The organism is Paenibacillus sp. M2 (assembly GCF_046713495.1).
GTDB classification, from domain to species: Bacteria; Bacillota; Bacilli; order Paenibacillales; family Paenibacillaceae; genus Paenibacillus; species Paenibacillus amylolyticus_B.
In genome coordinates this window covers 3,990,901-4,014,626 of record NZ_CP169648.1, presented here as the reverse complement: position 1 = coordinate 4,014,626, position 23,726 = coordinate 3,990,901, and the positions used below count along the sequence as shown (strand labels likewise).

General features: G+C 47.5%; 19 protein-coding genes. All 19 read left to right on the top strand.

Annotated elements, in window-relative coordinates; genetic code table 11:
* The first annotated feature begins 17 nt into the window (after positions 1-17).
* The 19 genes from ACETMN_RS17970 to ACETMN_RS17880 all read left to right on the top strand — a co-directional run bounded on the left by ACETMN_RS17970 (position 18) and on the right by ACETMN_RS17880 (position 23,644).
* The gene (locus ACETMN_RS17970) at positions 18-299 is read left to right on the top strand and encodes a hypothetical protein (RefSeq protein WP_143786568.1); all 282 of its coding nucleotides are present in this window, start codon (positions 18-20) and stop codon (positions 297-299) included.
* 143 nt (positions 300-442) lie between these two features.
* Positions 443-1,126, top strand: coding sequence for a hypothetical protein (locus ACETMN_RS17965; RefSeq protein ID WP_091019534.1), 684 nt, complete (start codon positions 443-445; stop codon positions 1,124-1,126).
* Between the two features lie 781 nt (positions 1,127-1,907).
* Positions 1,908-2,861 carry a hypothetical protein gene (locus tag ACETMN_RS17960; RefSeq protein WP_143786567.1) on the top strand — a complete coding sequence of 318 codons (954 nt, stop codon included), beginning with the start codon at positions 1,908-1,910 and terminating at the stop codon, positions 2,859-2,861.
* A 222-nt stretch (positions 2,862-3,083) separates the two neighbouring features.
* A complete protein-coding gene (locus ACETMN_RS17955) occupies positions 3,084-3,287 on the top strand; it encodes a hypothetical protein (RefSeq protein WP_091019531.1) in 204 nt (67 codons plus the stop codon).
* A gap of 504 nt (positions 3,288-3,791) precedes the next feature.
* Positions 3,792-5,414, top strand: coding sequence for a PucR family transcriptional regulator (locus tag ACETMN_RS17950; RefSeq protein WP_091019529.1), 1,623 nt, complete (start codon positions 3,792-3,794; stop codon positions 5,412-5,414).
* Positions 5,415-5,653: 239 nt separating this feature from the next.
* Complete coding sequence (pucL, locus tag ACETMN_RS17945; protein ID WP_091019527.1) at positions 5,654-7,159, top strand: factor-independent urate hydroxylase; 1,506 nt, start codon at positions 5,654-5,656, stop codon at positions 7,157-7,159.
* Positions 7,159-7,536 (top strand): hydroxyisourate hydrolase, encoded by a 378-nt coding sequence (uraH, locus tag ACETMN_RS17940; RefSeq protein ID WP_091019526.1) that lies wholly within the window; start codon positions 7,159-7,161, stop codon positions 7,534-7,536. Before pucL ends, uraH begins: the two co-directional genes overlap by 1 nt.
* A gap of 43 nt (positions 7,537-7,579) precedes the next feature.
* Positions 7,580-8,983, top strand: a complete 1,404-nt coding sequence (gene allB, locus ACETMN_RS17935) for an allantoinase AllB (RefSeq protein WP_091019524.1) — start codon at positions 7,580-7,582, stop codon at positions 8,981-8,983.
* The gene (locus tag ACETMN_RS17930; protein WP_091019522.1) at positions 8,980-10,287 is read left to right on the top strand and encodes a M20 family metallo-hydrolase; all 1,308 of its coding nucleotides are present in this window, start codon (positions 8,980-8,982) and stop codon (positions 10,285-10,287) included. The genes allB and ACETMN_RS17930 overlap by 4 nt, the downstream gene beginning before the upstream one ends.
* A 6-nt stretch (positions 10,288-10,293) precedes the next feature.
* Entirely contained in the window at positions 10,294-11,535 is a 1,242-nt protein-coding gene (locus ACETMN_RS17925; protein ID WP_091019521.1) for a pyridoxal-phosphate-dependent aminotransferase family protein, read from the top strand.
* A complete protein-coding gene (ggt, locus tag ACETMN_RS17920) occupies positions 11,529-13,124 on the top strand; it encodes a gamma-glutamyltransferase (RefSeq protein ID WP_091019520.1) in 1,596 nt (531 codons plus the stop codon). The genes ACETMN_RS17925 and ggt overlap by 7 nt, the downstream gene beginning before the upstream one ends.
* Positions 13,125-13,215: 91 nt before the next feature.
* Positions 13,216-14,538: a 5'-deoxyadenosine deaminase gene (locus ACETMN_RS17915; protein ID WP_091019519.1), complete on the top strand. Its 1,323-nt coding sequence runs from the start codon at positions 13,216-13,218 to the stop codon at positions 14,536-14,538.
* Positions 14,539-14,579: 41 nt separating this feature from the next.
* Complete coding sequence (locus tag ACETMN_RS17910; RefSeq protein ID WP_091019516.1) at positions 14,580-15,863, top strand: XdhC family protein; 1,284 nt, start codon at positions 14,580-14,582, stop codon at positions 15,861-15,863.
* Entirely contained in the window at positions 15,835-16,494 is a 660-nt protein-coding gene (locus ACETMN_RS17905) for an NTP transferase domain-containing protein (protein WP_192131158.1), read from the top strand. The genes ACETMN_RS17910 and ACETMN_RS17905 overlap by 29 nt, the downstream gene beginning before the upstream one ends.
* 111 nt (positions 16,495-16,605) lie before the next feature.
* Positions 16,606-16,818, top strand: a complete 213-nt coding sequence (locus ACETMN_RS17900; protein WP_192131160.1) for a hypothetical protein — start codon at positions 16,606-16,608, stop codon at positions 16,816-16,818.
* Entirely contained in the window at positions 16,766-17,680 is a 915-nt protein-coding gene (locus ACETMN_RS17895) for an FAD binding domain-containing protein (protein WP_091019513.1), read from the top strand. The genes ACETMN_RS17900 and ACETMN_RS17895 overlap by 53 nt, the downstream gene beginning before the upstream one ends.
* 33 nt (positions 17,681-17,713) lie before the next feature.
* Complete coding sequence (locus ACETMN_RS17890; protein WP_091019512.1) at positions 17,714-20,185, top strand: molybdopterin cofactor-binding domain-containing protein; 2,472 nt, start codon at positions 17,714-17,716, stop codon at positions 20,183-20,185.
* The gene (locus tag ACETMN_RS17885) at positions 20,182-20,700 is read left to right on the top strand and encodes a (2Fe-2S)-binding protein (protein WP_091019510.1); all 519 of its coding nucleotides are present in this window, start codon (positions 20,182-20,184) and stop codon (positions 20,698-20,700) included. Before ACETMN_RS17890 ends, ACETMN_RS17885 begins: the two co-directional genes overlap by 4 nt.
* A gap of 364 nt (positions 20,701-21,064) precedes the next feature.
* A complete protein-coding gene (locus tag ACETMN_RS17880; RefSeq protein WP_411734855.1) occupies positions 21,065-23,644 on the top strand; it encodes a glycosyl hydrolase in 2,580 nt (859 codons plus the stop codon).
* Positions 23,645-23,726: the final 82 nt, after the last annotated feature.

Sequence of the window (23,726 nt, the reverse complement as noted above, 5' to 3'; positions counted from 1 at the left end):
AACCTTACTTGACCCGCATGGCATATATTCAAGCAGCGGTTAGGTTTTTCGGCCAAGCGATCCCTGCCGTTCCTGCGGTTCGGTGTTCGTTAAACGGAGGGAGTCAGACGTATCAGGCGCAGGCTCTCATCTCGAATGTTCAAACTCGCGTTGACGGTCGCGGTCATGATGAACGCCGCAGCTGGTGCAGCCTTACTCTCGGATATGTAGTTCTCTCTTTCCAACCCGATGTCCGCAAACGGAGCAGATCTGGATGGGAAGGGGACCATCGTCCGACAGAGTTGTCTTTATTTGTTTAGTTGCCAAAATGCATTCTACTGTGCATTAAAGAGTCCTTCTAATAGAATATCTTGTAGTTCTAAAGTATTATCTAAAATAAAACCATTTACCTACATCTACAGATAGGATAAAATATACTAAATACCTATATTTGGAGGATCAGATGAAAAAGTTACTAGTCTCATTGCTTATTATGTCAACACTATTTTCTGGATCGGCCATGGCAGCTAGTAATACAACCACAAGTAACATTGAAATTACGAGCACAACAGAACAGAAAGCAAGCAATAAAGTCAAATCTAGTATTTTTAATTTATCAGATCAGCAACTTAAAAATGCAATTGCAATAGGCAAAAAAGGATATGATGCCGTAATTGATTTCAATAATAAGCAAAAATTAAAGATTTCAATTGATAAACTTGAAATATGGCAACCAGATGTCTGGGTATCTTCCCCATATTATAATATAGTTAGAGCCTCTTTTCTAAAGTTTAACGATTATGATACATATACATTAAAAGATGCAAAAGAGTTCTTAGCACTCTACAAAGGTTTGAATAGATTAGATTTCGAGCTACGTACGTATGGCAATAGTATTACTTTTACAAAGAATCTTAAGGTGGTATTGAAACAAGGGAGTAAAGTTTATCAACCAAAAGATATAAGAGGTAAGGACGATGTCTCAATGAGCGGATCATGGCCAGAAGCTCCAGCATATGTGTCAGTCTTACATGCAAGTTTTGATAATTCTAAAATCGATTTTAGCAAGCCAGCTGAGCTAGTTTATATGTATGCAGGTAAAGAAATGTCTGTAACCTATAAAGTAGATTTCACAAAGGTTAAATAAGTCCCCCTTCTGGGGGATTTTTTAATGAAAGTTCAAAAAAGACTACGATCTATGCAAATTACATACATAAGTAGATCAAGTTATCTTCTTAATCAATAGTAAATAAGAAGGGGGATATCTAATGGAACTGCTTGGGTTGTCACTATTAAAGTAAACAACCCGTCGTACGCATTAACCTTATCGATTTGTGGTTAGCGATATACATTATTATCCCTGGAGTTGGTATTGGATTGTAATTAAGGGGGGGAGAACGCAAAATAGTTGCATTAATTAGGTATCTTTACCGCATCCAAAGGAGCATTTTACTTTTTCGGAGAAACATTTTTCTGAACTAGAGCTAGACAACAGGACGATCCATAACAGTCACCTTTTTGTTGATTAGTGTGAAATTCGGTACTATCTTAGTAGCACATGAGGGTGATGGTGTTTACGGTCCAAGAGAGAATTTCAAGCGACCGGCGACACGATAAAGTTAAATGACATCGCCGCCGTGCGTACTTTTCCCGAGATAGGGGTTTGCACGTGGATTTGTTCGTATTTAGGTTTTATATAACTATGCATAGTAAAATACTGAACAATAAGTACATACGACATTTGAGGTAGTCAAGAAACTAGTTTTAACCGCAATAGCAGAAAGGATGTAAGGTTGATGGTTTCATGAACAAAAATGCACTAGAGTAATCGAATAGGAAGCCTCTTTAACAAAGAGGACGATAATAGAATCTATATTTATCTTGGTTGCTAATTAGAAACCTAGATGATGAGTAAAGGAATGAAAGAGATGAACAAATGGACAATGAAGGAAACTTTGAAGGGAAAGACTTTACCCGTAATTATCCTAACGGTTATTTTGACCATTGCAATCAATAAATTGATCAATCGAGTAATGACTCAAGAGGTGATTTTTGAAGGAGGTTTATACACTTCTCATACAAATCATTTCTCACTTGGTATTTATGGTGTGATATTTGTAATCCCCGCTGGCTTTATCAGTATTTTAGTTGTAAAGCTACTTACGAATAAGTTTAAAAGGCAACCCATCTCCTTTGATGATGAAAAAAAATTCAAATGGCATAGTATGTATGGAACTGTATGTGGGTTTATTATTCTGTCTCTTCTACTTAACTTAACTAATACGTATGCATCTCAAGTGCTAGTATCTGATGTATGGGATGCTTTCATACATCTAGCTATTACATTCATTATTCCAATAGTCTTTGCTGTAATATCAGCAAAGTTGATCAATAAAGTTATGGTTCGTGTAACAAATACAAACGGAAGATTGATTGAAGAGATAGAGGCAGGAAAATATGATGGAGGAATTCTAAGACAGAAAGATAAAGCTAGAATGTTGAAGTTATTAAGAAAGGGAAGTGTATCTTCCTTGAAGGGAGGAATGTTGCGTCTTAAGGTCATTGATTTCTTATTTATGGTCGGTGGTACTATTGTATTCGCTCTGCTGTTTTTACTGGATAAGACTGTCTCAATGTTTGGGAATCCAAACCATAGTACCGGATGGAATATTGGGGAAAGTAATTTACACAAAGAGAAAGAACGATTAAAAAGTGAGGCATATGATACAGCTGAGGAAAAACGGAAACAGGCCAATTTTTCAAAAGAAAAGTTTGTAAAACAAGCTAATTATAATGTTAAGTATTCGCAATCAGAATGGAATCGAGCAGTTCGAGATGAAAGAGAATATCAAAGGGCCAAACGTGATGCAGATTCGTTATAGTTATGAGCACGTAATATTTCAAGCCTATATATGGTTAAACAGCATACATCCTGCCAGAACAACACTGATAGTTAATATATAATCTTGCGAGGTACATTTTGAAAAATCATCATTTTGCAATATTTTCAAATACGTTTGAGGAATATGTGGCATTTATTAATGCAGGTGTATTTTAATAGTGTGAAACTTTTACGTACAATTATTTAAGGAGGGTATCTTCACATGAAACGTATGTCAATTTCTGAATTGAATGAAATTTTAGTAAAAGCAACACTCTCGGCCAGACAAGAGGCCAAAAGCAATGGTGTGCCCATTGTATATGAAGAAAATGAAAAAATGATCAAGGAATACCCGGATGGCAGAAAAACAGAGATTATATATGAAAAAAATGGTAACAAAAGGGAAATTGATTACCCCATGAGCTGAAATAAATGAGCTGATCATTGTTCAACTGTCGCGGAACAAGAACATTGTTCCATTAAAAGTCGCTATTGAGAAGGAACACCTGAAGATTATGAACTCAATTGGAGAAAAAATAGTACAATTCCGAGATGAAATACGCTGCCTTGCTTCTCTATACGAACGTTATTTGGGAAAATATAAAACGAATTGTGTATCTGAAGTTACTGATCCTAGAGTAGTTACCTATGGAGGAGTTTGCGTGGCTAAATAGAAAAACCTTCCAACCGTTGTGTGTGAATCATAGTAACTTAAAAACCTATGCCGATTACAGGAAAGTGCGCTGTAATTAGGTCATAGGTTTTATTTTTTTGCCATGTAAGCTTTATCAAGAAAAATGATGTTATAATACTTAACAACAAACGAGATTAAATGGATGAATATAGATTTAATTAGAAATGTAATCCAGAAATAATTCTGCTAAAACGAAAATAACATGATTATGTGTTATATATATGGGAGGTAGTGTCCATGCAACTTACGGTTAAAGAGGCTTTACAGGTATACCCGTTGTCCGAGGCCAAACTGGTTGCGGGTGGAGAAGGGACTTCACGGATGATGAAATCCGTTAACGTCATGGACGCTCCTGATATCGCGGATTGGATCAAATCCGGAGAAATGTTGTTCACCACTGCTTTTATTATGAAAGACAGTGAGACAGATGCACTACGTTTGATGCGGCGCTTGAACGAACGTGGCTGTGCAGGACTCGGCATCAAGCTGGGACGTTTCTGGCAGTCCATTCCCCAAGGCATTGTCGAGGAAGCGGATCGACTTCGTTTACCATTGCTTGAGCTTCCTTTTCAATTCACCTTCTCGGACCAGATGAATGCCTTGTTCAAGGCTGAACATGAACGCAGCAACCGATTGCTGCATGAAGTTGTGCAGAAGCAAAAGAAATTAATGCAGTTTGCACTGCAACAGCAGCCACACCGGAATGTCTTTGCCGAACTTGCCACGGTGTTGAACTATCCGCTTGCCGTCATTGGTTCACGTGGGCATGTGCTCTATGGCAGTGAGGGCATTGCAGGGGATGCTGTAACCCAGGGCTGGCCATGGAAATCCGTCATGCACCGAGTGAAATGGAATCAGGGAAGTTGTCATCGCGTACCGATCAAACAGAATGATGAAGAATACGGATCATTGCTGGTGTTTACCGATTCAGCCTTATCGCTTCGGGCAGAGGAGGAGCTGTTCCAACAGGCTGCCGATGTATTGGCATTTTATATGGATATGACTTATCGCGAGCATATTAATCCGACCGTTCAAGATGAGATGCGTACGCTGCTTTCACAGTATTTGGATAACAAAATGACTATTCAGGAATTGACCACCTTGAGTGAAAACAAAGGTGTACATCTGTTCCAGGGAACGTATCAGTGCGTACTGATCACGCTTGAGCCGACTCTGTTTGCCGAGGGAAAGCTGCTTAAACAGATTCATCGTGAATTACAATACAATCCGCTGATGCAATTCACGGCCTCACAGCATTTTCAGATTGAAGATGGCATTCTGTCCATCTATACCTGTCCAACAGGGAGAGACTATGGAGAGGAACTGTCAGGTTTTCTGTTGAACCGGTTCGGTGATGTGCTGGCAGCACAAGAAGCAAAAGGCGCACCGGCTCCGCGTTTCTGGATCAGCAAAATGAAACACGAACCCAAATCGCTCCGTGAAGCGTATCAGGAATGTCTGGATACCCGACAACTGGCTCGTCGATTCGGCATGAAAGACCGCGCGTTGCAATTTGAAATGCTCGAATTTGCCTATGTGTTCCAACATGTACCGGATAACATCATGGAGAATTACTGCAATAAAGTACTTGAACCGTTACTTGCCAGGGATGGTGATCCCAATCAGGTATTGATGAATACATTGGAGTCCTTTATTGAGAATGATGGACTGATCAATGAAGCTGCCAAGCAGCTGTTTGTGCATCGTAACACAGTCACTTATCGTATGGAGAAAGTCGGCAGCTTGCTGCAAATGGACTTTAAGAAAACAAATGATCTGCTGAAATTAAAGCTGGTATTCACCTTCCGCAAGTTTGTGCGGGACAAAGCAGCTGCAAGACCGCACAATGTGCAACTCTAAACCGCGCATTGTGCAAGATGACAATGCTACTGGGTCTCAGACCCATGAACCGCATTCCCTTGATGGAATGCGGTTTTTTCATGTTTAAGGACAATAAAAGCTGAACTTCCCGTGCATAGCAAACAAATCACAACTCTGATGTTATGTTATATTACAAAATTGCGTAAATATTGTTGTCGCGACATTGAACGACACTTAGAATGAAGAACAATAATCCATAACAGACCGGAGGTTCTAACATGAGTGACTTAATTAAACTTGTTAACAACTGGTCTATCACGCAGTTTGTGCATACGTTTGGCGGCTTATTTGAGGAGTCACCATGGGTGGCTGAACGTTCCGGGCTTTTACGACCTTTTGATTCATTTGAACAGATGATGAACGTGATGAAGAACATGGTTCAGGCATCGGATGACCAGGTGAAGTTGCAACTGCTTCGAAATCACCCGGATCTTGGAGCGCGAATCAGCATGAGCAGCAACTCCGTTCAGGAACAGGCAGGTGCCGGCCTTGATTCACTCTCACAAGAGCAGTACAACGAACTTCAACAATTAAACAAAGCATATACAAGCCAATTTGGCTTTCCATTCATATTGGCTGTAAAAGGCCATACCGCAAGCTCCATCCTCGAATCCATGAGGCAACGTCATCGGCGAGGCAGGGAAGAAGAATTCGAGACTGCATTGAAGGAAGTATTCAAGATTGCAGGCATTCGCTTGGAGCAATGGCTTGCACAGATCGGTCATGAACATGAGTTCGTGAGCAAGCCAGCGGCAGTGCAGCAGCGGACCATGTATTACGGCAAAGGGGATGTGTGGATGTACCGTTCCTACACCAAACCGTTGACGGGTATACAGTCCATTCCGGAATCTCCATTCATGGGACGCAGCAATATTCTGTTTGGATTGAACATCAAGGTGGCTGTGCAGGGGGATGAATTCTTGCCTTCTTTTGCAGAAGGGGATAATTCGCTGGTGGTCGCCACCGATTCGATGAAAAATTTCATTCTTAAACATGCAGCGGATTACACAGGGGCGACGGTGGAAGGATTTCTTGCGCTGGTAAGCCGTCGTTTCCTGGAGACGTATCCGCAGATGAGCAAGGTTCAGATGACAGCGGACCAGATCCCTTTTGAAGATATACCGATTGGGTTGGAAGGGAGTTATCGACCGAGTGCGCTTGTATTTCGTTATTCGCAGAATGATCGTGCGACAGCTGCCGTGGAAGCAGAACGAACAGGAGACTCGATTGAACTCAGCAACCATTTCAGTGGTGTAGCCGATCTGAGACTGATCAAGGTCAAAGGCAGTGAATTTGCCGGATTTATGCAGGATGAATATACCACTCTTCCAGAGACATGGGATCGACCGTTATTTATTTTCCTGAACATCAATTGGCGTTATGAAGATCCGAGAGATGGCATAGATGATCAGCGTGGACGGTATGTAGCGGCGGAACAGGTCAGAGACTTGGCTGCGGCGGTATTTCATGAGTGTCGATCCGCTTCCATTCAACATCTGATCTACCAGATTGGACGCAGGTTGTTAAGTCGATTTGAGCAACTGAGTGAGGTTTCATTTGAGTCCAACAATCGGACTTGGGAAACAGTGCTGGAGGAAGTGAAAGAGGGGGAAGGCAAAGTATTTACCGAACCGAGACCACCTTACGGATTCCAGGGTTTCTCGATGACAAGGGATGATCTGGGAACAGACGGCCGTGACGCCGGGAAAGAAGGTGACGTCTAATGTCGATGTCTGATGGCCGAATTACAACACATGTGCTGGATACCTCCAAAGGTGTGCCTGCTGCGGGTGTTCGGATCGAACTGTATACCCTGAAGAGGGATGGAGAACAGGAAAACAAGACAAAAGTAGCTGAGTCGGTGACCAATGCGGATGGGCGTTTGGATGCACCGCTGCTGGATGGAGGCAAGTTGGAGCCAGCGATATATGAGCTTCAATTCCATGTCGAGAGTTATTACGCACATCGTTCATTGGAGGAGCTGGGGCAGGCATTATGGACAATTGTTCCGATTCGTTTTGCCGTATCTGATGCCTCAAGCCATTACCATATTCCATTATTGATTGCTCCAGGAGGTTACAGTACATACCGGGGAAGCTGAGAATTCACGCATCCGGTTCGGATTCAGGGGGAGGGTCATCCACATGACAACATTTGATACTATCATCCGGGGGGCCCGGGTGGTGCTGAGAGATCGGGTAGAGCAACTGGATATTGGCATTACGGGTGAGAAAATAACGGAACTGTCCAAGCGGCTGACTGCTGGTGAAGCGACTTGGATCATAGAAGCTGAGGGGCTTACAGTGATGCCTGGTGTTGTGGACATTCATGTACACTTCAATGAACCCGGACTCGCCAGTTGGGAGGGATTCCGATCGGGTTCGGCAGCACTTGCCGCAGGGGGAATCACAACCTATGTCGATATGCCGCTTAACGGCGTACCGCCAACCACAAGGCCGGAAGTATGGGAGATGAAAAAGAAAGCAGCTGCCGACCAATCCTATGTTGATTATGCCTTCTGGGGAGGTTTGGTTCCCGGCAACCGGGATGAACTTGCTCCACTGGCACGGCTGGGGGCTGCGGGATTCAAGGCATTTATGTCCGAGCCGGGTGGAGATGGGGAAGACATCTTTACCAGAGCTGATGACCATACCCTGCTGGACGGGATGAAAGAACTTGCAACATTAAACCGTGTGCTGGCACTTCATGCAGAGGACGAAGGCATCGTTGCCGAACTTGCTACGAGAAGCATCGCAGAGGGAAAGACGGAACCGATGGATTATATCCGGTCTCGTCCTGTGGATGCTGAAGTCGTCGCTGTTGCCCGAGCGTTGAAATACGGCGAACAGACCGGGTGTGCGCTGCATTTTGTGCATATCAGCACCCGGGAAGCGCTGGATCTGATTGCAGCAGCCAAACGGCGTGGGCAAAACGTAACTTCAGAGACATGTCCTCATTATCTGACGCTGACCGAGAAGGATGTGGTCCGATTGGGTGCTGTAGCAAAATGCGCTCCACCTCTGCGCAGCTCTTCCGAACAGGAGCAGTTATGGGATGCACTGACTTCAGGATTGATTGATGTTATCGCCTCAGACCATTCTCCTTGCCCACCATCCATGAAACAATCGGATAACTTCTTTGAAATCTGGGGCGGCATATCCGGGGCACAAAGCACACTGCTAATCATGCTGGAGGAAGGACATCTTCAGCGAAATATCGACCTTCCGTTGCTCGGAAGAGTGCTCTCTCTGCAGCCTGCCAGAAGGCTTGGTCTGGAGAATAAAGGGGAGATTGCAATTGGCATGGATGCAGATCTGGTTCTGATTGACTGGGGTAAGAGCACGACCCTGAACACGGAAGATCTGCTCTACACGCATAAACAGAGCCCTTATGTGGGACGTACCTTTAAGTGTCAGATTGCAGACGTATTTTGTCGTGGGCAGCGCGTCTACAACTCGGAATCCGGGTTATCTCCTGTGCCTATCGGGCAACACATTGCGGCTTATTCTTCTAGTCCCATCGAAGCGGGAACGGAGGAGACACCATGACGGAGTCTGGAGTATACCGGTCATCCGGTACCAATAACGCACCGCTTCCTTTGCCAAATGTGGAACAGGTGGAGCTGCAAGCCATGCTTGACTGGCTGTCGACATATGGTGCGGATGCACAGGGCGGCGTCACACGGCTGTTGTATGACTCGGCTTGGTGTGAAGCACAAGGTGCCCTTGCTGCCAAAATGCAGGAAAAAGGGCTGTCTCCCGAGTTCGACCAGTCCGGTAATCTGTATGGCACACTGGAGGGCGAGGGTAAGGGATCAGCGACTGGTACTGAAGAATTACCAATCGTGACCGGATCACATATCGATACCGTGGTGTATGGTGGCAAATATGATGGTGCTTACGGTGTGGTGGGGGGTGTCCTTGCTTTGGAGTATTTGCAGAAGCATTTTGGAGCACCGAAGCGCACACTTCAAGTGGTATCGTTATGCGAAGAAGAGGGAAGTCGATTCCCTTTTGCATATTGGGGTTCACGCAGTATAACAGGAATAACGTCTCTGCAAGATGTAGAGCATCTGAAGGATCAAGACGGCGTTACCTTTGCACAAGCGATCCGCGATGCGGGCTTTGGACCCGATAGTGCATATAGACCGGCCGCAAAAAAATATGGTGCCTTTATTGAGCTTCACATTGAGCAAGGTCAGGTTCTGGAACGTCTCGGACATTCGATTGGCGTTGTATCCGATATTGTAGGTCAGAAGCGTTTCAGTATCACCGTCAGCGGAGAAGCAAATCACGCCGGAACAACGCCAATGTCCTGGCGCAAAGATGCACTTGCTGGAGCAGCTGAGATGATTACTGCCGTAAGGAATGTCGCATTGGAAGCAGGAGAACCGCTGGTAGCCACGGTTGGGCGAATCACAGCCGATCCGGGTGTTGGGAATGTGGTTGCAGCGCGGGCGGTGTTTTCACTGGATATCCGCCATATCCGGCAGGAGAGTATTGATCGCTGCTGGGAGGATATGCTCCAGGCATTTAGTCGTATCGCAGCCGAGCAGCAGCTCGGATTGGATTGGGAAGAGCATCTATCCGTCACACCCATTCCCATGAACGCGCAGATGATCTCAGACATCCAAGATACCTGTGAGCAGGAGCAGTTGTCCTATTGGCTAATGCCAAGCGGAGCGGGACATGATTCGCAGATTTTTCAGCCAGCTTGTCCGACAGCCATGATTTTTGTGCCGAGTCAGGACGGTATCAGTCATAATCCACTTGAATATACAGCTGAAGCTGACCTGCTGCACGGTTTTCGGGTTCTGGTCCGGCTACTCTATAAATACGGTTACGGGAGTTGAATGCAGATGTCCAACTATAAAGAGTTATCTCCGTCCTTGCGGACCATTATGACCCCGGGCCCCGTTGAGGTTGATCCACGCGTACTCAGAGCATTATCCTTTCCGATCCTCGGGCAGTTTGACCCGGAGTTCACGTCCTTGATGAACGAGACGATGGCGATGCTGCGTGAGTTATATATGACAGATAACGAGTGGTGTTATCCAGTCGATGGCACATCGCGTTCAGGCATTGAAGCTGTGTTGGTCAGTCTGATCCAGCCCGGTGACAAAGTTCTCGTCCCGATCTACGGACGATTCGGACATCTGCTGGTTGAAATCTCGGAACGCTGTGGTGCAGAGGTCGTTTTTTTTGAAACGGAATGGGGAACGGTATTTGATCCGGAAGAGGTGATCAAGGCGATCCATGCCCATAAACCGAGTCTGGTTGCGATGGTTCATGGTGAGACTTCCACCGGTCAGATGCAGCCCCTTGCCGAGATTGGCAAAGCCTGTCGCGACCTTGATATTTTACTCGTTGTGGATGCTGTAGCAACCATTGGCGGGACGCCGGTGGAGACGGATGCCTGGTATCTGGATGCGGTGATGGGCGGAACGCAGAAATGCCTGTCCGTTCCTTCAGGGATGGCACCTCTCACGTACAACAGTCGTGTGGAACAGAAGCTGATGAGCCGCAAAACCGTTGAACGCGGACTCCGAGACGCAACCAGTGCGCGGGCAGAAGGCCGCACCATTGCCAGCAATTATTTTGACCTGAGCCAATTGCAGGATTACTGGAGTTCGGCCAGGCTGAACCACCATACAGAAGCCACCTCCATGCTCTACGGTCTTCACGAAGGATTACGTATTCTGCTGCAAGAAGGATTGGAGGCCAGGTTCCAGAGACATCTGGTGAATGAACGTGCGTTGGTCGCTGGAATACAGGGAATGGGACTGCAACTGTACGGGGATATGTCCAGTAAACTTCCGGTGGTCACCTGTATTACTATTCCGGAAGGGATTGATGGTGAGTCGGTGCGCAGCATGTTGCTAAACGATTTCAGCATTGAGATTGCCAGTTCATTTGGCCCGTTGAAAGGGCAAATCTGGCGGATCGGTACAATGGGATTCAGCTGCCAACGCAAGAATGTACTTCATGTGCTGGGAGCGCTGGAAGCTGTTCTTCTCCGTCATCGTTACGTATTACCAGCCGGTGAAGCAGTGCAGGCGGCATTGGATGTGTATGCAGGGAAGGAGGGCGCTTTATGTTAAATCAGATGCCAATCTCCAGAGAGGTCATGGTTACTACTCCTCATTATCTGGCGAGTGCAGTGGGAAGCTCCATCCTCCAGCTGGGTGGGAATGCTTATGACGCTGCTGTTGCGGTCAGTGCAGCACTGGGTGTGGTATATCCGCATATGACCGGACTTGGAGGGGATGCCTTCTTCCTGATTCATGACGGAGCCAGTGGTGAGATTAACGCCTATAACGGAAGTGGCCGCTCAGCCGCAGGCATTCATGCGGAAACGTTCAAAGCGATGGGTATGAGTGCTATTCCTCAGCGCGGTGTACTTAGTGCCATCACGGTTCCGGGAATGGTTGATGCCTGGTGGGAAGTTTGGTCCCGGTACGGTAAGTTACCGTGGGAGCAACTGCTTGAACCTGCTGCGCAGTATGCAGAAAAAGGATGCCCTGTATCCCGGAATCTCCGACTGTGGATGGAAAGGGATGAAGATTTCATCATGGGGCATACACCGCTGCGAGCGGTATTTGCGCCTTTGGGTACACTTTTGCAGGAAGGTGAGCTGCTGATCCAGCCTGATCTTGCTGCCTCCATTCGTCTGATTCAGACGGAAGGGCGAGATACTTTTTATACAGGAGAACTTGCGGATCGTCTGACTTCGGCTATTCGTGAGGATGGGGGCATGCTTGCACCAGCGGACTTTGCAGGGCATCGTGGAGAGTGGGTGAAACCGGTCAGTACGGGGTATCGTGGCTATGAAGTTTATCAGATGCCGCCAAACTCGCAGGGATTCTCGATGCTGATGATGTTAAATATGCTGGAGCATACGGATCTGTCCTCTGTAGCACGTACCTCACCGGAATTTTATCATCTGATGGCGGAAGTGGTAAAAAAGGCGTTTCGTGATCGTGACCAATATCTGACGGACCCGGATTTCAGAGACATTCCGCTGGAACATCTGTTATCCAAGGATTACGGAGACCAATTGTGGAATGAGATTCAGTCTGCTCCACCTGTGGCACAGCCGTTTTTGTCCAAAACGATAGGTCAGGACACGGCGTATGCAGCGGTTGTTGATAGCGAAGGCAATGCCGTTTCCTTCATTCAAAGCCTGTATTTTGACTTCGGTGCAGCCTATGTCCCAGGGGATACGGGGGTTATCATGCAGAACCGGGGGTCGTTTTTCTCCTTAGACCCGAGGGATGCCAACGTTCTGGAACCCAACAAACGCTCATTCCACACGCTCATGCCGGGCCTTGTTACACGAGATGGCAAACCATATATGCTCGTGGGTACACAGGGGGGAGAAGGCCAGCCGCAGACACAATTATCGGTACTTACCGGAGTGCTTGATTACGGGCTGAACATTCAGGAAGCAATCAGCTTGCCGCGTTGGGTGTACGGACGTACCTGGGGCGAAGAAGGCGATACGATGCGTGTGGAGAACCGATATCATGATGATGTATGTGCAACCCTTGCCCAGTGGGGACATAACGTTGAAGCGAGAGCACCTTGGGACGGTATTATGGGACAGTCGCAAGGCATTGTCATTCGTGAGGACGGCATGATTAGTGGCGCGGCAGACCCCAGAGGCGATGGTATAGCTATTGGATGGTAACAGCTACATGAACAGTTGTAATTTCAACTGGATAACTACACGATAACAGCGAGTTGAACGATATAGACAGACACAGATAGGGGAGATTGGCATGGGAACGATCCTGCTGAAAGGCGCACAGCTTGTGACGATGAATGCAGAGGAAGAAGTGTTCATTGGAGATCTATTGATCGAGGATAACAAAATCAAGGAGATTGCAACGCATATCGATGTTCAGGCTGACCAGGTCATTGATGCTCGCGGCAAAGTGCTGCTACCGGGCTTCATCCAGACGCATATTCATCTGTGTCAAACCTTGTTCCGTGGACGTGCGGACGATCTGGAACTGATGGATTGGCTCCGTCAACGGATCTGGCCGCTGGAAGCAGCGCATGATGAGGAGTCCGTGTATTATTCAGCAATGCTCGGACTTGGCGAATTGATCTCCAGCGGAACCACGACGATTCTGGATATGGAGACGGTACATCACACGGACTCGGCGTTTCAGGCGATGGCACAGAGCGGCATCCGGGTCATCTCCGGCAAGGTGATGATGGATCATGGAGACGAGGTTCCGGAACCTCTGCGTGAGAATACAGCAACTTCGCTGCAACAGAGTGTGGATCTGCTGGAGAAATGGAACGGGTTTGGCGGAGGTCGCATTCAATATGCGTTCTGTCCACGCTTTGTTGTATCGTGTACCGAAGAATTGCTGATAGAGGTACGCGACCTGTCCAATAAATATCATGTCAAAGTCCACACCCATGCCTCCGAGAATCGCGGAGAGATCGAACTGGTAGAACACGAACGCGGAATGCGTAACATCGTATACCTCGATCATATTGGTCTGGCTACCCCAAGATTGGTGCTGGCCCACTGTGTATGGCTGAGTGAGGAAGAGAAAGAGATCATCCGCAAGCGCGGAGTCAAAGTCACTCACTGTCCTGGATCGAATATGAAGCTTTCCTCCGGAGTAGCGGATATTCCGGATCTGCTGAATCGTCAGATCGCGGTTGGGATCGGGGCTGATGGTGCGGCGTGTAACAACAATCTGGATATGTTTCAGGAGATGCGCCTCACAGCGCTGATGCAGAAGATTCCTCATGGTCCAACGGTGATGGATGCCCGGACCGTATTGCGCATGGCTACCATGGGTGGTGCGGAGGTGCTCGGCTTGTCGAAGGAAATTGGCAGTCTCGAAGTGGGCAAAAAGGCAGATATGTTACTGCTGGATCTGGATGATTTTCACACGTACCCTTCTTATGAGACGGATGTCTATTCACGCGTGGTCTATTCCGCAACACGTAGTTGTGTGGACACCGTAATTATCGATGGCAGCATTGTACTAAAGAATCGCAAGATTCAGACAATTGATCGTGGTATTGTGCTGCGTGAGTCGGATAAAAGCATTGCGAGATTGATGAAGCGCATCTGATCGAAGGAAACGTATGCAATTCAGAAAGGATGGAGACCGATATGGAAATGCATGATCTGTGTACAATCGCAGCCCGTGAAATGCGCTGTGTGCTCGCAACAGCGATCAAGGTAGAGGGTCATGCTTACCGTAAGCAGGGAGTCTCTATGCTGTTGACCGAGGAGGGCCAAATGTATGGCAGTATCAGTCCGGGATGCCTGGAGAGTGATCTTCAGGCCCGGGTGAGCCATGTGCTGGATACAAACCAGATGGAATTCGCGGAGTACGACATGCGTCCCGAGGATGATCTGTCCTGGGGGGAGACGATTGGCTGCGGCGGACTCGTTGTTGTGTTGCTTGAACCAGTGTGTGGTGAACTCCGATCTACGTTGCAGAAGATGCATGAGTGTTTGCAATCCGGCGCTGCAACAGCGTTAACCCGAACGTTCCAAGATGATTACACAAGGGTTCAATATGGATGGAAACGGATTGAGCCTACGGAAAAAGGGCACCAGCCAGTCTTGCGTCCTTCGCTCGTCCCCCCTCATGATCGTGTGGCATATTATAATCTAACTTCATTGCAGGTTGATGTACAACACAGCAGTGGGAATATCAAGCATGAACATATGGCATTAACACAACATTCTCGCGATATACCTCGCCTTACGCTTGTGCCTGAAAGGGTACCTGCTGCGTCAAACGGATCTCACTCTTCCCCTCCGTCCGGTGATTCACAACATATCTCTGATGTTGATGCTGAAATAGCGACAAACAACACGGTTTCAACGAATCCCTGGGGCCTTCCGCAACAACTGACTTCGCTGTACACGCCTAAACCTCGCCTGATTATCATCGGAGCCGGAAATGATGTTTTTCCTGTTGCCAGACTCGCCCGGTCCGCAGGATTCCGTGTAGTGGTAGCTGATTGGCGAGAGTCCTTATGCACTTCGGAACGATTCCCTGAAACCGAACTCGTACTGGGTTTCCCATGTGAGATCATGCCTCTGTTAAAGGTAACCAAAGGGGATTATTTGATATTGATGAGTCACAACTTCCCCCGCGAACGTGAACTGTTGGAGATGTTAGTGGACTGTGAGTATGCGTATCTTGGGATCATGGGTTCCAAAACACGAACAGCCCGTCTGCTGGATGGTTTACCACCGTTGAAATATGTACATTCTCCCGTTGGTTTGAGCATCGGGGCGGACGGTCCCGAACAGATCGCCATCAGCATTGCAGCGGAATTGATCGCATGTAAACATAAGGTTTCTTCCTTGAGTTCCGAGGTGGGGCAGAAGGGAAGCGTTGCACATGCGAATGACGGGCATAGTTCTGGCAGCAGGTAAGAGTTGTCGCCTTGGTCGGGATAAACTCTCGGTTGTCATGCCAGACGGGAGGTCACTGGCTGCATGGTCACTGGAAGCTGCGCTGAATTCGGAGCTGGATCAAGTGGTCTGTGTGGTCAAACCGGAAGATTCGTTGGCATGGCTGCCTGTAAAATGGATTGATTCTGCCACTTATGCCTATCATCCCACAGCGAGACTTCGAATTGTTGTCTGTGCAGACTATGCTTTTGGTATGGCGAATTCTCTTCATTCTGGCGTGTTGTCGGCCATGGAGTACAAACCGGAGGGCATTCTCATGTTGCTGGGGGATCAGCCTTTATTAAAAGCGCAGGATATTAATCGGGTGACCACAGCACTGGCTACCCACAAGCTGAGTGACTATGTCGCAGCTACCGACGGTGAGGGAGGCAAGCCGCCCGTTGCTTTTCGCTCCCATATGTTCGGTCCTCTGTTGTCTCTGCATGGAGATGAGGGGGCACGCAAGATTATGCGCAGCGCTAATTATTCAGGAGTACATGTACCACTGTCTGAGACGAGTTTCTGGGACGCGGATACAGAACCGGAATTGGAACGCATTTTGAATCATGTATATGAATCGGGGCAGGCAGACTATATAACAGGAGAAGATTAATGACTATGAATAATTTAATTATATGATCAGGTCAACCTGGCAGTCTGGTTGGCCTGTTTGTCTTCTTTTCACGCATGGGGAAAGAGAGTTTACGTTAGTTTTCGATAGATCATGATGCATCAAGCACAAATGGAACACAGGTTTTATACATTTATCCAAAACGATGTGAAGGTAATTGACGTTGCTGCTGAACTCTCATATGATTTGAAGAATTATCTGATCAGACGGTTGAATTTCCTGCCCAAGGAAGAGAGAGAAAGGGGATGCAGCGATGGTAACACCGGCATACGGTTCTGGAGCCATTCCATCGGTATGGCAGCCTGAGAATCTGCAAGAACTGCAAACGTTAAGAAGTAGACTGAAGGAAATTTGTTGTTTCACGGCAGGCGGAACATTGCTGCGAACCCAGTGGGAGGGCGGCTTGGTTCCAGCGCCTGAACACATGATTAGCCTGGCTCGTATTCCTGAAATGAGTGGTATATCTACTCGTGGAGATGAGATCGTCATTGGCGCAATGACCCGATTAAAGGAATGTGCTGCACAAACGTTGCTGCGTCAACTGCCGATTCTGCAAGAAGCGGTGAATGCAATTGCTGCCCCTTCCATTCGAAATGTGGCAACCATTGGCGGGAACATTGTGTCCGGAGTGGGTGATACACTGACTGCTTTGCTTGTATATGATGCAAAGTTGCACTGGTTGACGGATAGCGGAATCGAGACCCGCAGTGTGTCTTCCTGGCTTCAGGGTGGACGGGATGGCAGCCGTAATCCAGGGGACGTATTAATCTCGATTCATATCCCGATGAGACCGTCCTCTCTGCTTGATGTGGACAGTGGGCACAAGCCTGCTGCACGAGAAGTTTCCTTTTACCGCAAGTTGGGTCGACGGGAGACGTTCAGTGCATCGCTGGTGACTGTTGCGTTATACGGTGAAATTGATTCGGATCATCGCTGGACCAAGATTGCGATTGCTGCAGGCGGGGGCTCAGGCATGGCGATGCGACTTCTGGAGTCGGAACAACAGCTTCTTGGTAGCGAAGCTTCTGTCATGCAAGCGGCGACTCTCGCAACTGCTGTGGCTGACGAATTTACGACGTATGGCGATGCATTTGCAACGGAACATTATCGTAAGCAGACCGCAGGCAACATGCTGGGCGCCGGGCTATGGCAGGCACTTCACGAATAGATGAATGGGATCAAACAAAGGGGGAGAGGGATCATGCTGCTGAATCGGAAACAGAGCGGGAAACGCTGGCACCTGCGGCCAGATGGGGCACCCAAAGTAACAGGTCAGCTTCAATATCTGACGGATATGACGCTACCTGACATGATTCATGGCAGAGTATTGCGAAGCGAATATCCTTATGCTCGTATACTGTCTATAGATACTTCGGAAGCTGAGGCGTTGGAAGGTGTCTATGCGGTTTTGACCTCCAAAGATGTGCCTGGTCTGAATCGTTTTGGCATAGCGACCCCGGATCAGCCTGTGTTTTGTGAGGATATTGTACGTTATGTCGGTGACGCCATTGCAGCGGTTGCTGCGGATTCTCCGGAACGTGCGGCACTTGCGCTGGACGCGATTCGCGTAGAGTATGAGGAACTCACTCCGCTGAATAGTACAGACGCTGCCTTGGCTCCCGGAGCACCAGAGCTGCATGAGCATGGACCAGGTAATGTGCTGCATCGGACGGAAATCAAACGTGGAGACGCCGAGCAAGCCTTTGCCACGTGTGATCATATCGTGACAGAGACGTATTATACGCCTCGTCAGATGCATGCGTACATGGAGACAGAAGGTGGCCTGTTTGTCCCGGATGAAGAGGGAAGGCTGAATGTATACGCGGCAACGCAACATGGCTATAAAGATCGGATGCAGCTTGCGCGCATTATTGGCTGTCCTGAAGAAGACATTCGGGTGGTGTCTTCACCGATTGGTGGTTCATTTGGCGGAAAAGATGAACTAAATGTACAGCCTTATGGTGCACTGCTGGCCTTGAAATGCGGACGTCCTGTGAAAATGCATAATTCTCGTAAAGAATCCGTACGTGCAGGGCTGAAACGTCACCCAATGAAGATTGAAATGCAGACCGGTATGAGTCGAGAAGGTATCATACAAGCGCATCGTGTCCGTATTACAGCAGATACGGGAGCGTATGCCACCCTGGGTGCACCCGTGCTGAACTTCTGTACCGAACATTGCCTTGGACCATACGCCATTCCGAATGTGGATGTGGAAGGTGTGTCTGTGTATACGAATAATGGATTGTCGGGTGAGTTTCGCGGATTTGGTGGGAACCAGGCGATTTTTGCCATGGAAGGCCAGATGGATCGGCTTGCAGAGATCATGAACATGGACCCTTGGGAGTTCCGCAGGCGTAATATGAGGGAAAAGAATGATCCCGGACCTTTGAATCAACGCATTCTGGTTACGGATGGACTGTCCCAAGTATGGGAGGCTTTGGATCGCTCCGAACTGTGGCAAAAACATCAGCATCCCCCGACAGATCCTACTTTGCCGCCGTGGATCAAGCGCGGTGTGGGAGCAGCGATTGCCATGCACGGTGCAGGGCTGGGTTACGGCATTCCAGACCCTGCGGGAGGCCGTCTGGCCCTGAATAACGAAGGCAAGATTGAGGTGGCGTTCAGCTACGAGGAATTCGGTCAGGGGCTCATTGCAACGCTGGAAATTATGTTATGTGATCTATTCCAATGCAGTACATCGGATCTCAGTATCATCATTGGAGATACGGATCGTGTGCCTCACAGCGGATCAAGCACAGCTTCACGTTCAACAACGATGGCATGGATGGCTCTTCAACGCTTGCAGACTCCGTTTCGTTCCCGTGTTCTCGATGTCGCGTCTGAAATGTCCGGCGTTCCGGCAGATGAACTGGTGACAGGGCCTGGGGGAATATGGCGCAAAGGCCAGCTTCCTGCCGAAACTTCAGAAGTAGAAACAGATGTGCAAGGGACAGGAAAGAGTGAGAAGGAAGTAACATTGGCCCTGGAAGGCGTAAAACAAACGTCTGCTATAGGGAATGAAAGTGATCAAACTGCTGAAAGTTATTTAGGTTTATCTCAACACCTGGTGAAAGAGAGTGTCTCATCAGGCTTTGTGGTTTCGTATGCTGAACTCGCAACGCAGGGCGAAGCCGATGAATGGATTTTCGATACAAAGTTTGATTACCCAACTACGCCAGACAACGTGGTAGGCGGGCATTATTTGTATACGTATGCAGCGGTTGCGGCAGAGGTGGAAGTAAATACATTGACCGGAGAAACCAAGCTGCTGGATACGCGCCATGTTGTTGCGGCAGGTCCAGTTATCAACCCTATGGGCTATATCGGACAGATTGAAGGCGGGAGTGTCATGGCGCTGGGATTCACATTGACCGAGGATGCGGTCATGCAGGACAGCCGTTATGTAACCACTAACCTCGACACGTATCTGATCCCAACCATTCAGGATATTCATACCAATCTGGAGGTTGAAGCTATTGAAGACTTACCCGAAGGGGATGCGTTTGGACCGAGGGGGATCGGTGAGATTGGTTCCGTAGCGCTTGCGCCAGCCATTACTGCTGCAATACATCAGGCGACAGGCGTATGGATTAACCGTCTTCCTGTACCGAGGGAACAACTGGTCAGACCTTTAAATGTACCTTTGCAGGAAGGAGTGAGTCCATCATGAATAAGCCACTTGAGAATCACTGGACAGCCGTTGTGAATGGTGAACATAAACATCTGGAGATTGCGCAAACGACCCGACTTGTCGATGTGCTTCGGACTCATTTGCAACTGACGGGTACCAAAGTATCCTGCGAAGTTGGTCGCTGCGGCTCATGTATGGTTCTAATGGATGGAGAGCCCGTGAATTCCTGTCTTGTCATGGCTTATCAATGTGAAGGCAGTGACATTATGACCATTGAAGGTCTGCATGGCGAGGAGAAAGGCACCCTGCATCCGATTCAACAAGCTTTTGTGGAGGAAGGTGGCTTCCAGTGCGGCTACTGTACTCCGGGCATGGTGATCTCAACCAAAGCATTACTGGATGCACATCCTGAGCCTTCTCAAGAACAGATTGAAACGGGGTTGTGCGGGAATCTGTGTCGTTGTACCGGCTATGGTGGCATTATTCGGGCGGTACGCAAGGCAGGGGAACGCTGTGTGATAAAGGAGACGTCTGCCGAGGAAACCGTTAGTTGAGTTGGTGCGCAGGACGTAGATATAGCAAGGGCAATTGAAGAAACGTTCTTTGAAAAAGCATCCGATCCAGGAATGCTTTTTTTTGTTTTTATAGGTTTTCTGCCAAGTACAATCATCTAATGTGAGATGAAGTTCTAGGCCCAAATCTGGTTAGATAATGAACCGTTTTCGATTTTCATCACTATTGGTGAGACGATGGAGTAATGACATTCAAAGTACTGGTACAAAAGAATTTCCAACATTCGTATTCACCATATATTTACAAATATTGGCATGCGTGCTATGTTTAAAATGAAAGCGCCATCATGAATGGGTTCATTGACATTTCATTATCATATTTCACTTGGGAAGGAAGATGGAATTGATGAAAAATTTGTTCAAAAAGGCAACCGCAATGATGCTGGCATTGGTCCTACTGCTTGGATTAATGACAGCGCCCGTTCATGCAGACACACCATTGTTCACCATCGAAAGCGAAGATGCGCAGCTCACCCCGGATCTTCAAGTGGTTACTTCAATCTATGGACAACCCAAGCCCGGATTCTCAGGGGCCGGATTTGTCTGGATGCAGAACTCTGGCACATTAACCTTCACAGTTACTGTCCCGGAAACCGGCATGTACGCAATCTCCACACGATATATGCAGGAGCTCAGTGCAGATGGCAGGTCACAAAATTTAATTGTGAATGGTGTTACGAAAGGTGCGTACATGCTGCCTTACACGACAACATGGTCAGACTTCGATTTTGGCTTTCACAAGCTGAATCAGGGTGCCAACACGATTGAGCTGAAGGCTGGCTGGGGCTTCGCGTATTTTGATACTTTTACAGTGGATCATGCTGATCTGGATCCCCTGAATGTGCAGCCAGTTCTCACTGATCCTGAAGCTACACCGGAAACTCAAATTTTGATGAATTATTTAACGGAGGTATACGGAAACAACATTATTTCTGGTCAGCAAGAGATCTACGGAGGAGGGAATGACGGAGATACAGAGCTTGAATTCGAGTGGATTCATAATTTGACCGGAAAGTATCCGGCTATCCGTGGCTTTGATCTGATGAACTATAATCCGTTGTATGGTTGGGAGGACGGCACAACCGATCGCATGATTGATTGGGTGAATAACCGTGAAGGTATTGCAACAGCTTCCTGGCATATCAATGTGCCTCGTAATTTCAATACGTATGAGCTTGGGGACTTTGTGGATTGGAAAGAAGCTACGTACAAGCCAACCGAAACGAATTTTAATACAGCAAATGCGGTAATTCCCGGTACGAAAGAGTATCAATACGTGATGATGACCATCGAGGATCTGGCCGAACAATTGCTGATTTTGCAAGATAACGATGTGCCAGTGCTTTTCCGTCCGTATCATGAAGCAGAAGGCAACGGCGGGCTGAACGGGGAAGGTGCATGGTTCTGGTGGGCTTCGGCAGGCGCAGAAGTGTACAAAGAGCTATGGGATCTGCTTTATACCGAATTGACCGAGACGTATGGCTTGCACAATCTGATCTGGACCTACAACAGTTACGTATACAGCACTTCTCCTGCCTGGTATCCGGGCGATGATCAGGTAGATCTTGTCGGATATGATAAATACAATACGATCTACAACCGTTATGACGGTTTGTCCGGCGTACCAAATGAGGACGCAATTACCTCGATTTTCTATAAGCTTGTTGAGTTGACAAACGGTACGAAAATGGTAGCCATGACGGAGAACGACACGATTCCAAGCGTGAAAAATCTGACCGAGGAGAAATCAGGATGGCTGTACTTCTGTCCTTGGTATGGCGAGCATCTGATGAGTTCTGCTTTTAATTACCCGGCAACATTGAAAACGCTTTATCAAAGTGATTATGTCATTACGTTGGATGAGCTGCCAAATCTAAAGGTTAACAATCCCAACCCCAGTGCATCCATCACACCTGGAAACGTTGAATTTGACAAATACACACCCAATCAAAGCGATAAAACCGTAACCGTGAATGCAAACGGCAATACGCTAACTGCTCTCCGGGCAGGCAACAATGCGTTGACCGCAACGACAGACTATACCTTGAACGGAAGCACATTGCTGCTGAAAAAAGCTTATCTGGCGACACTGCCAGTTGGTGAGCATTCGATTGTTCTGGATTTTATTCAAGGTCAGGACCCTGTGTTAAAAGTCAAAATTGTGGATTCAACACCGGGTACAAATGCTGTGATTTCTCCTGTGAATGCAACATTTGATAAAGCGACGAATCCCGCACAGGATATTTCCGTATCTCTCACCTTAAACGGTCGTCAACTTACAAGCATCAAAAAGGGGAATGTTACACTTGTAGCGGGTCAGAATTATACAGCATCCAGCTCTGCTGTTGTTCTGAACAAATCCTATCTTGCCACGCTTCCGCTGGGCCAGAACGTATTGACCTTTCACTTCAATGGAGGAAATGACGCTGTGCTAACGGTGAACGTCGTAGATAGCACCGTTACTGTCCCAGCAGGGGATTTGACGATTCAAGCTTTTAACGGCAATACAATTGCATCCACCAACGGAATTTCACCCAAATTCAAATTGGTCAACTCAGGCAATTCGGCTATTCCGTTAAGTGATGTAAAACTCCGGTATTACTATACAATTGACGGGGAGGAAGCTCAGAGTTTCTGGTCCGACTGGGCCAGTATGGGCAGCACAAATGTAACGAGCCAATTCGTTAAACTGGCGACTCCAGTTGCCGGAGCGGATCATTATCTTGAAGTGGGCTTTACAAGTGCAGCGGGATCACTGAATGCGGGCCAGAGCGCAGAGGTTCAAACTCGCTTTTCCAAAAACAATTGGACGAATTACACACAGACTAATGATTACTCGTTTAAGGCATCTGGTAGTCAGTTCGCAAACCATGATAAGGTCACCGGGTATGTGAACGGTCAGTTGGTATGGGGAATTGAGCCGTAAAGGTAGGTAGCACGTTTAATGGGCTGGATCAGGGGTTGAACCTCTGATTCAGCCTTTTTATGGTGTAGAAGGTGTACACCGA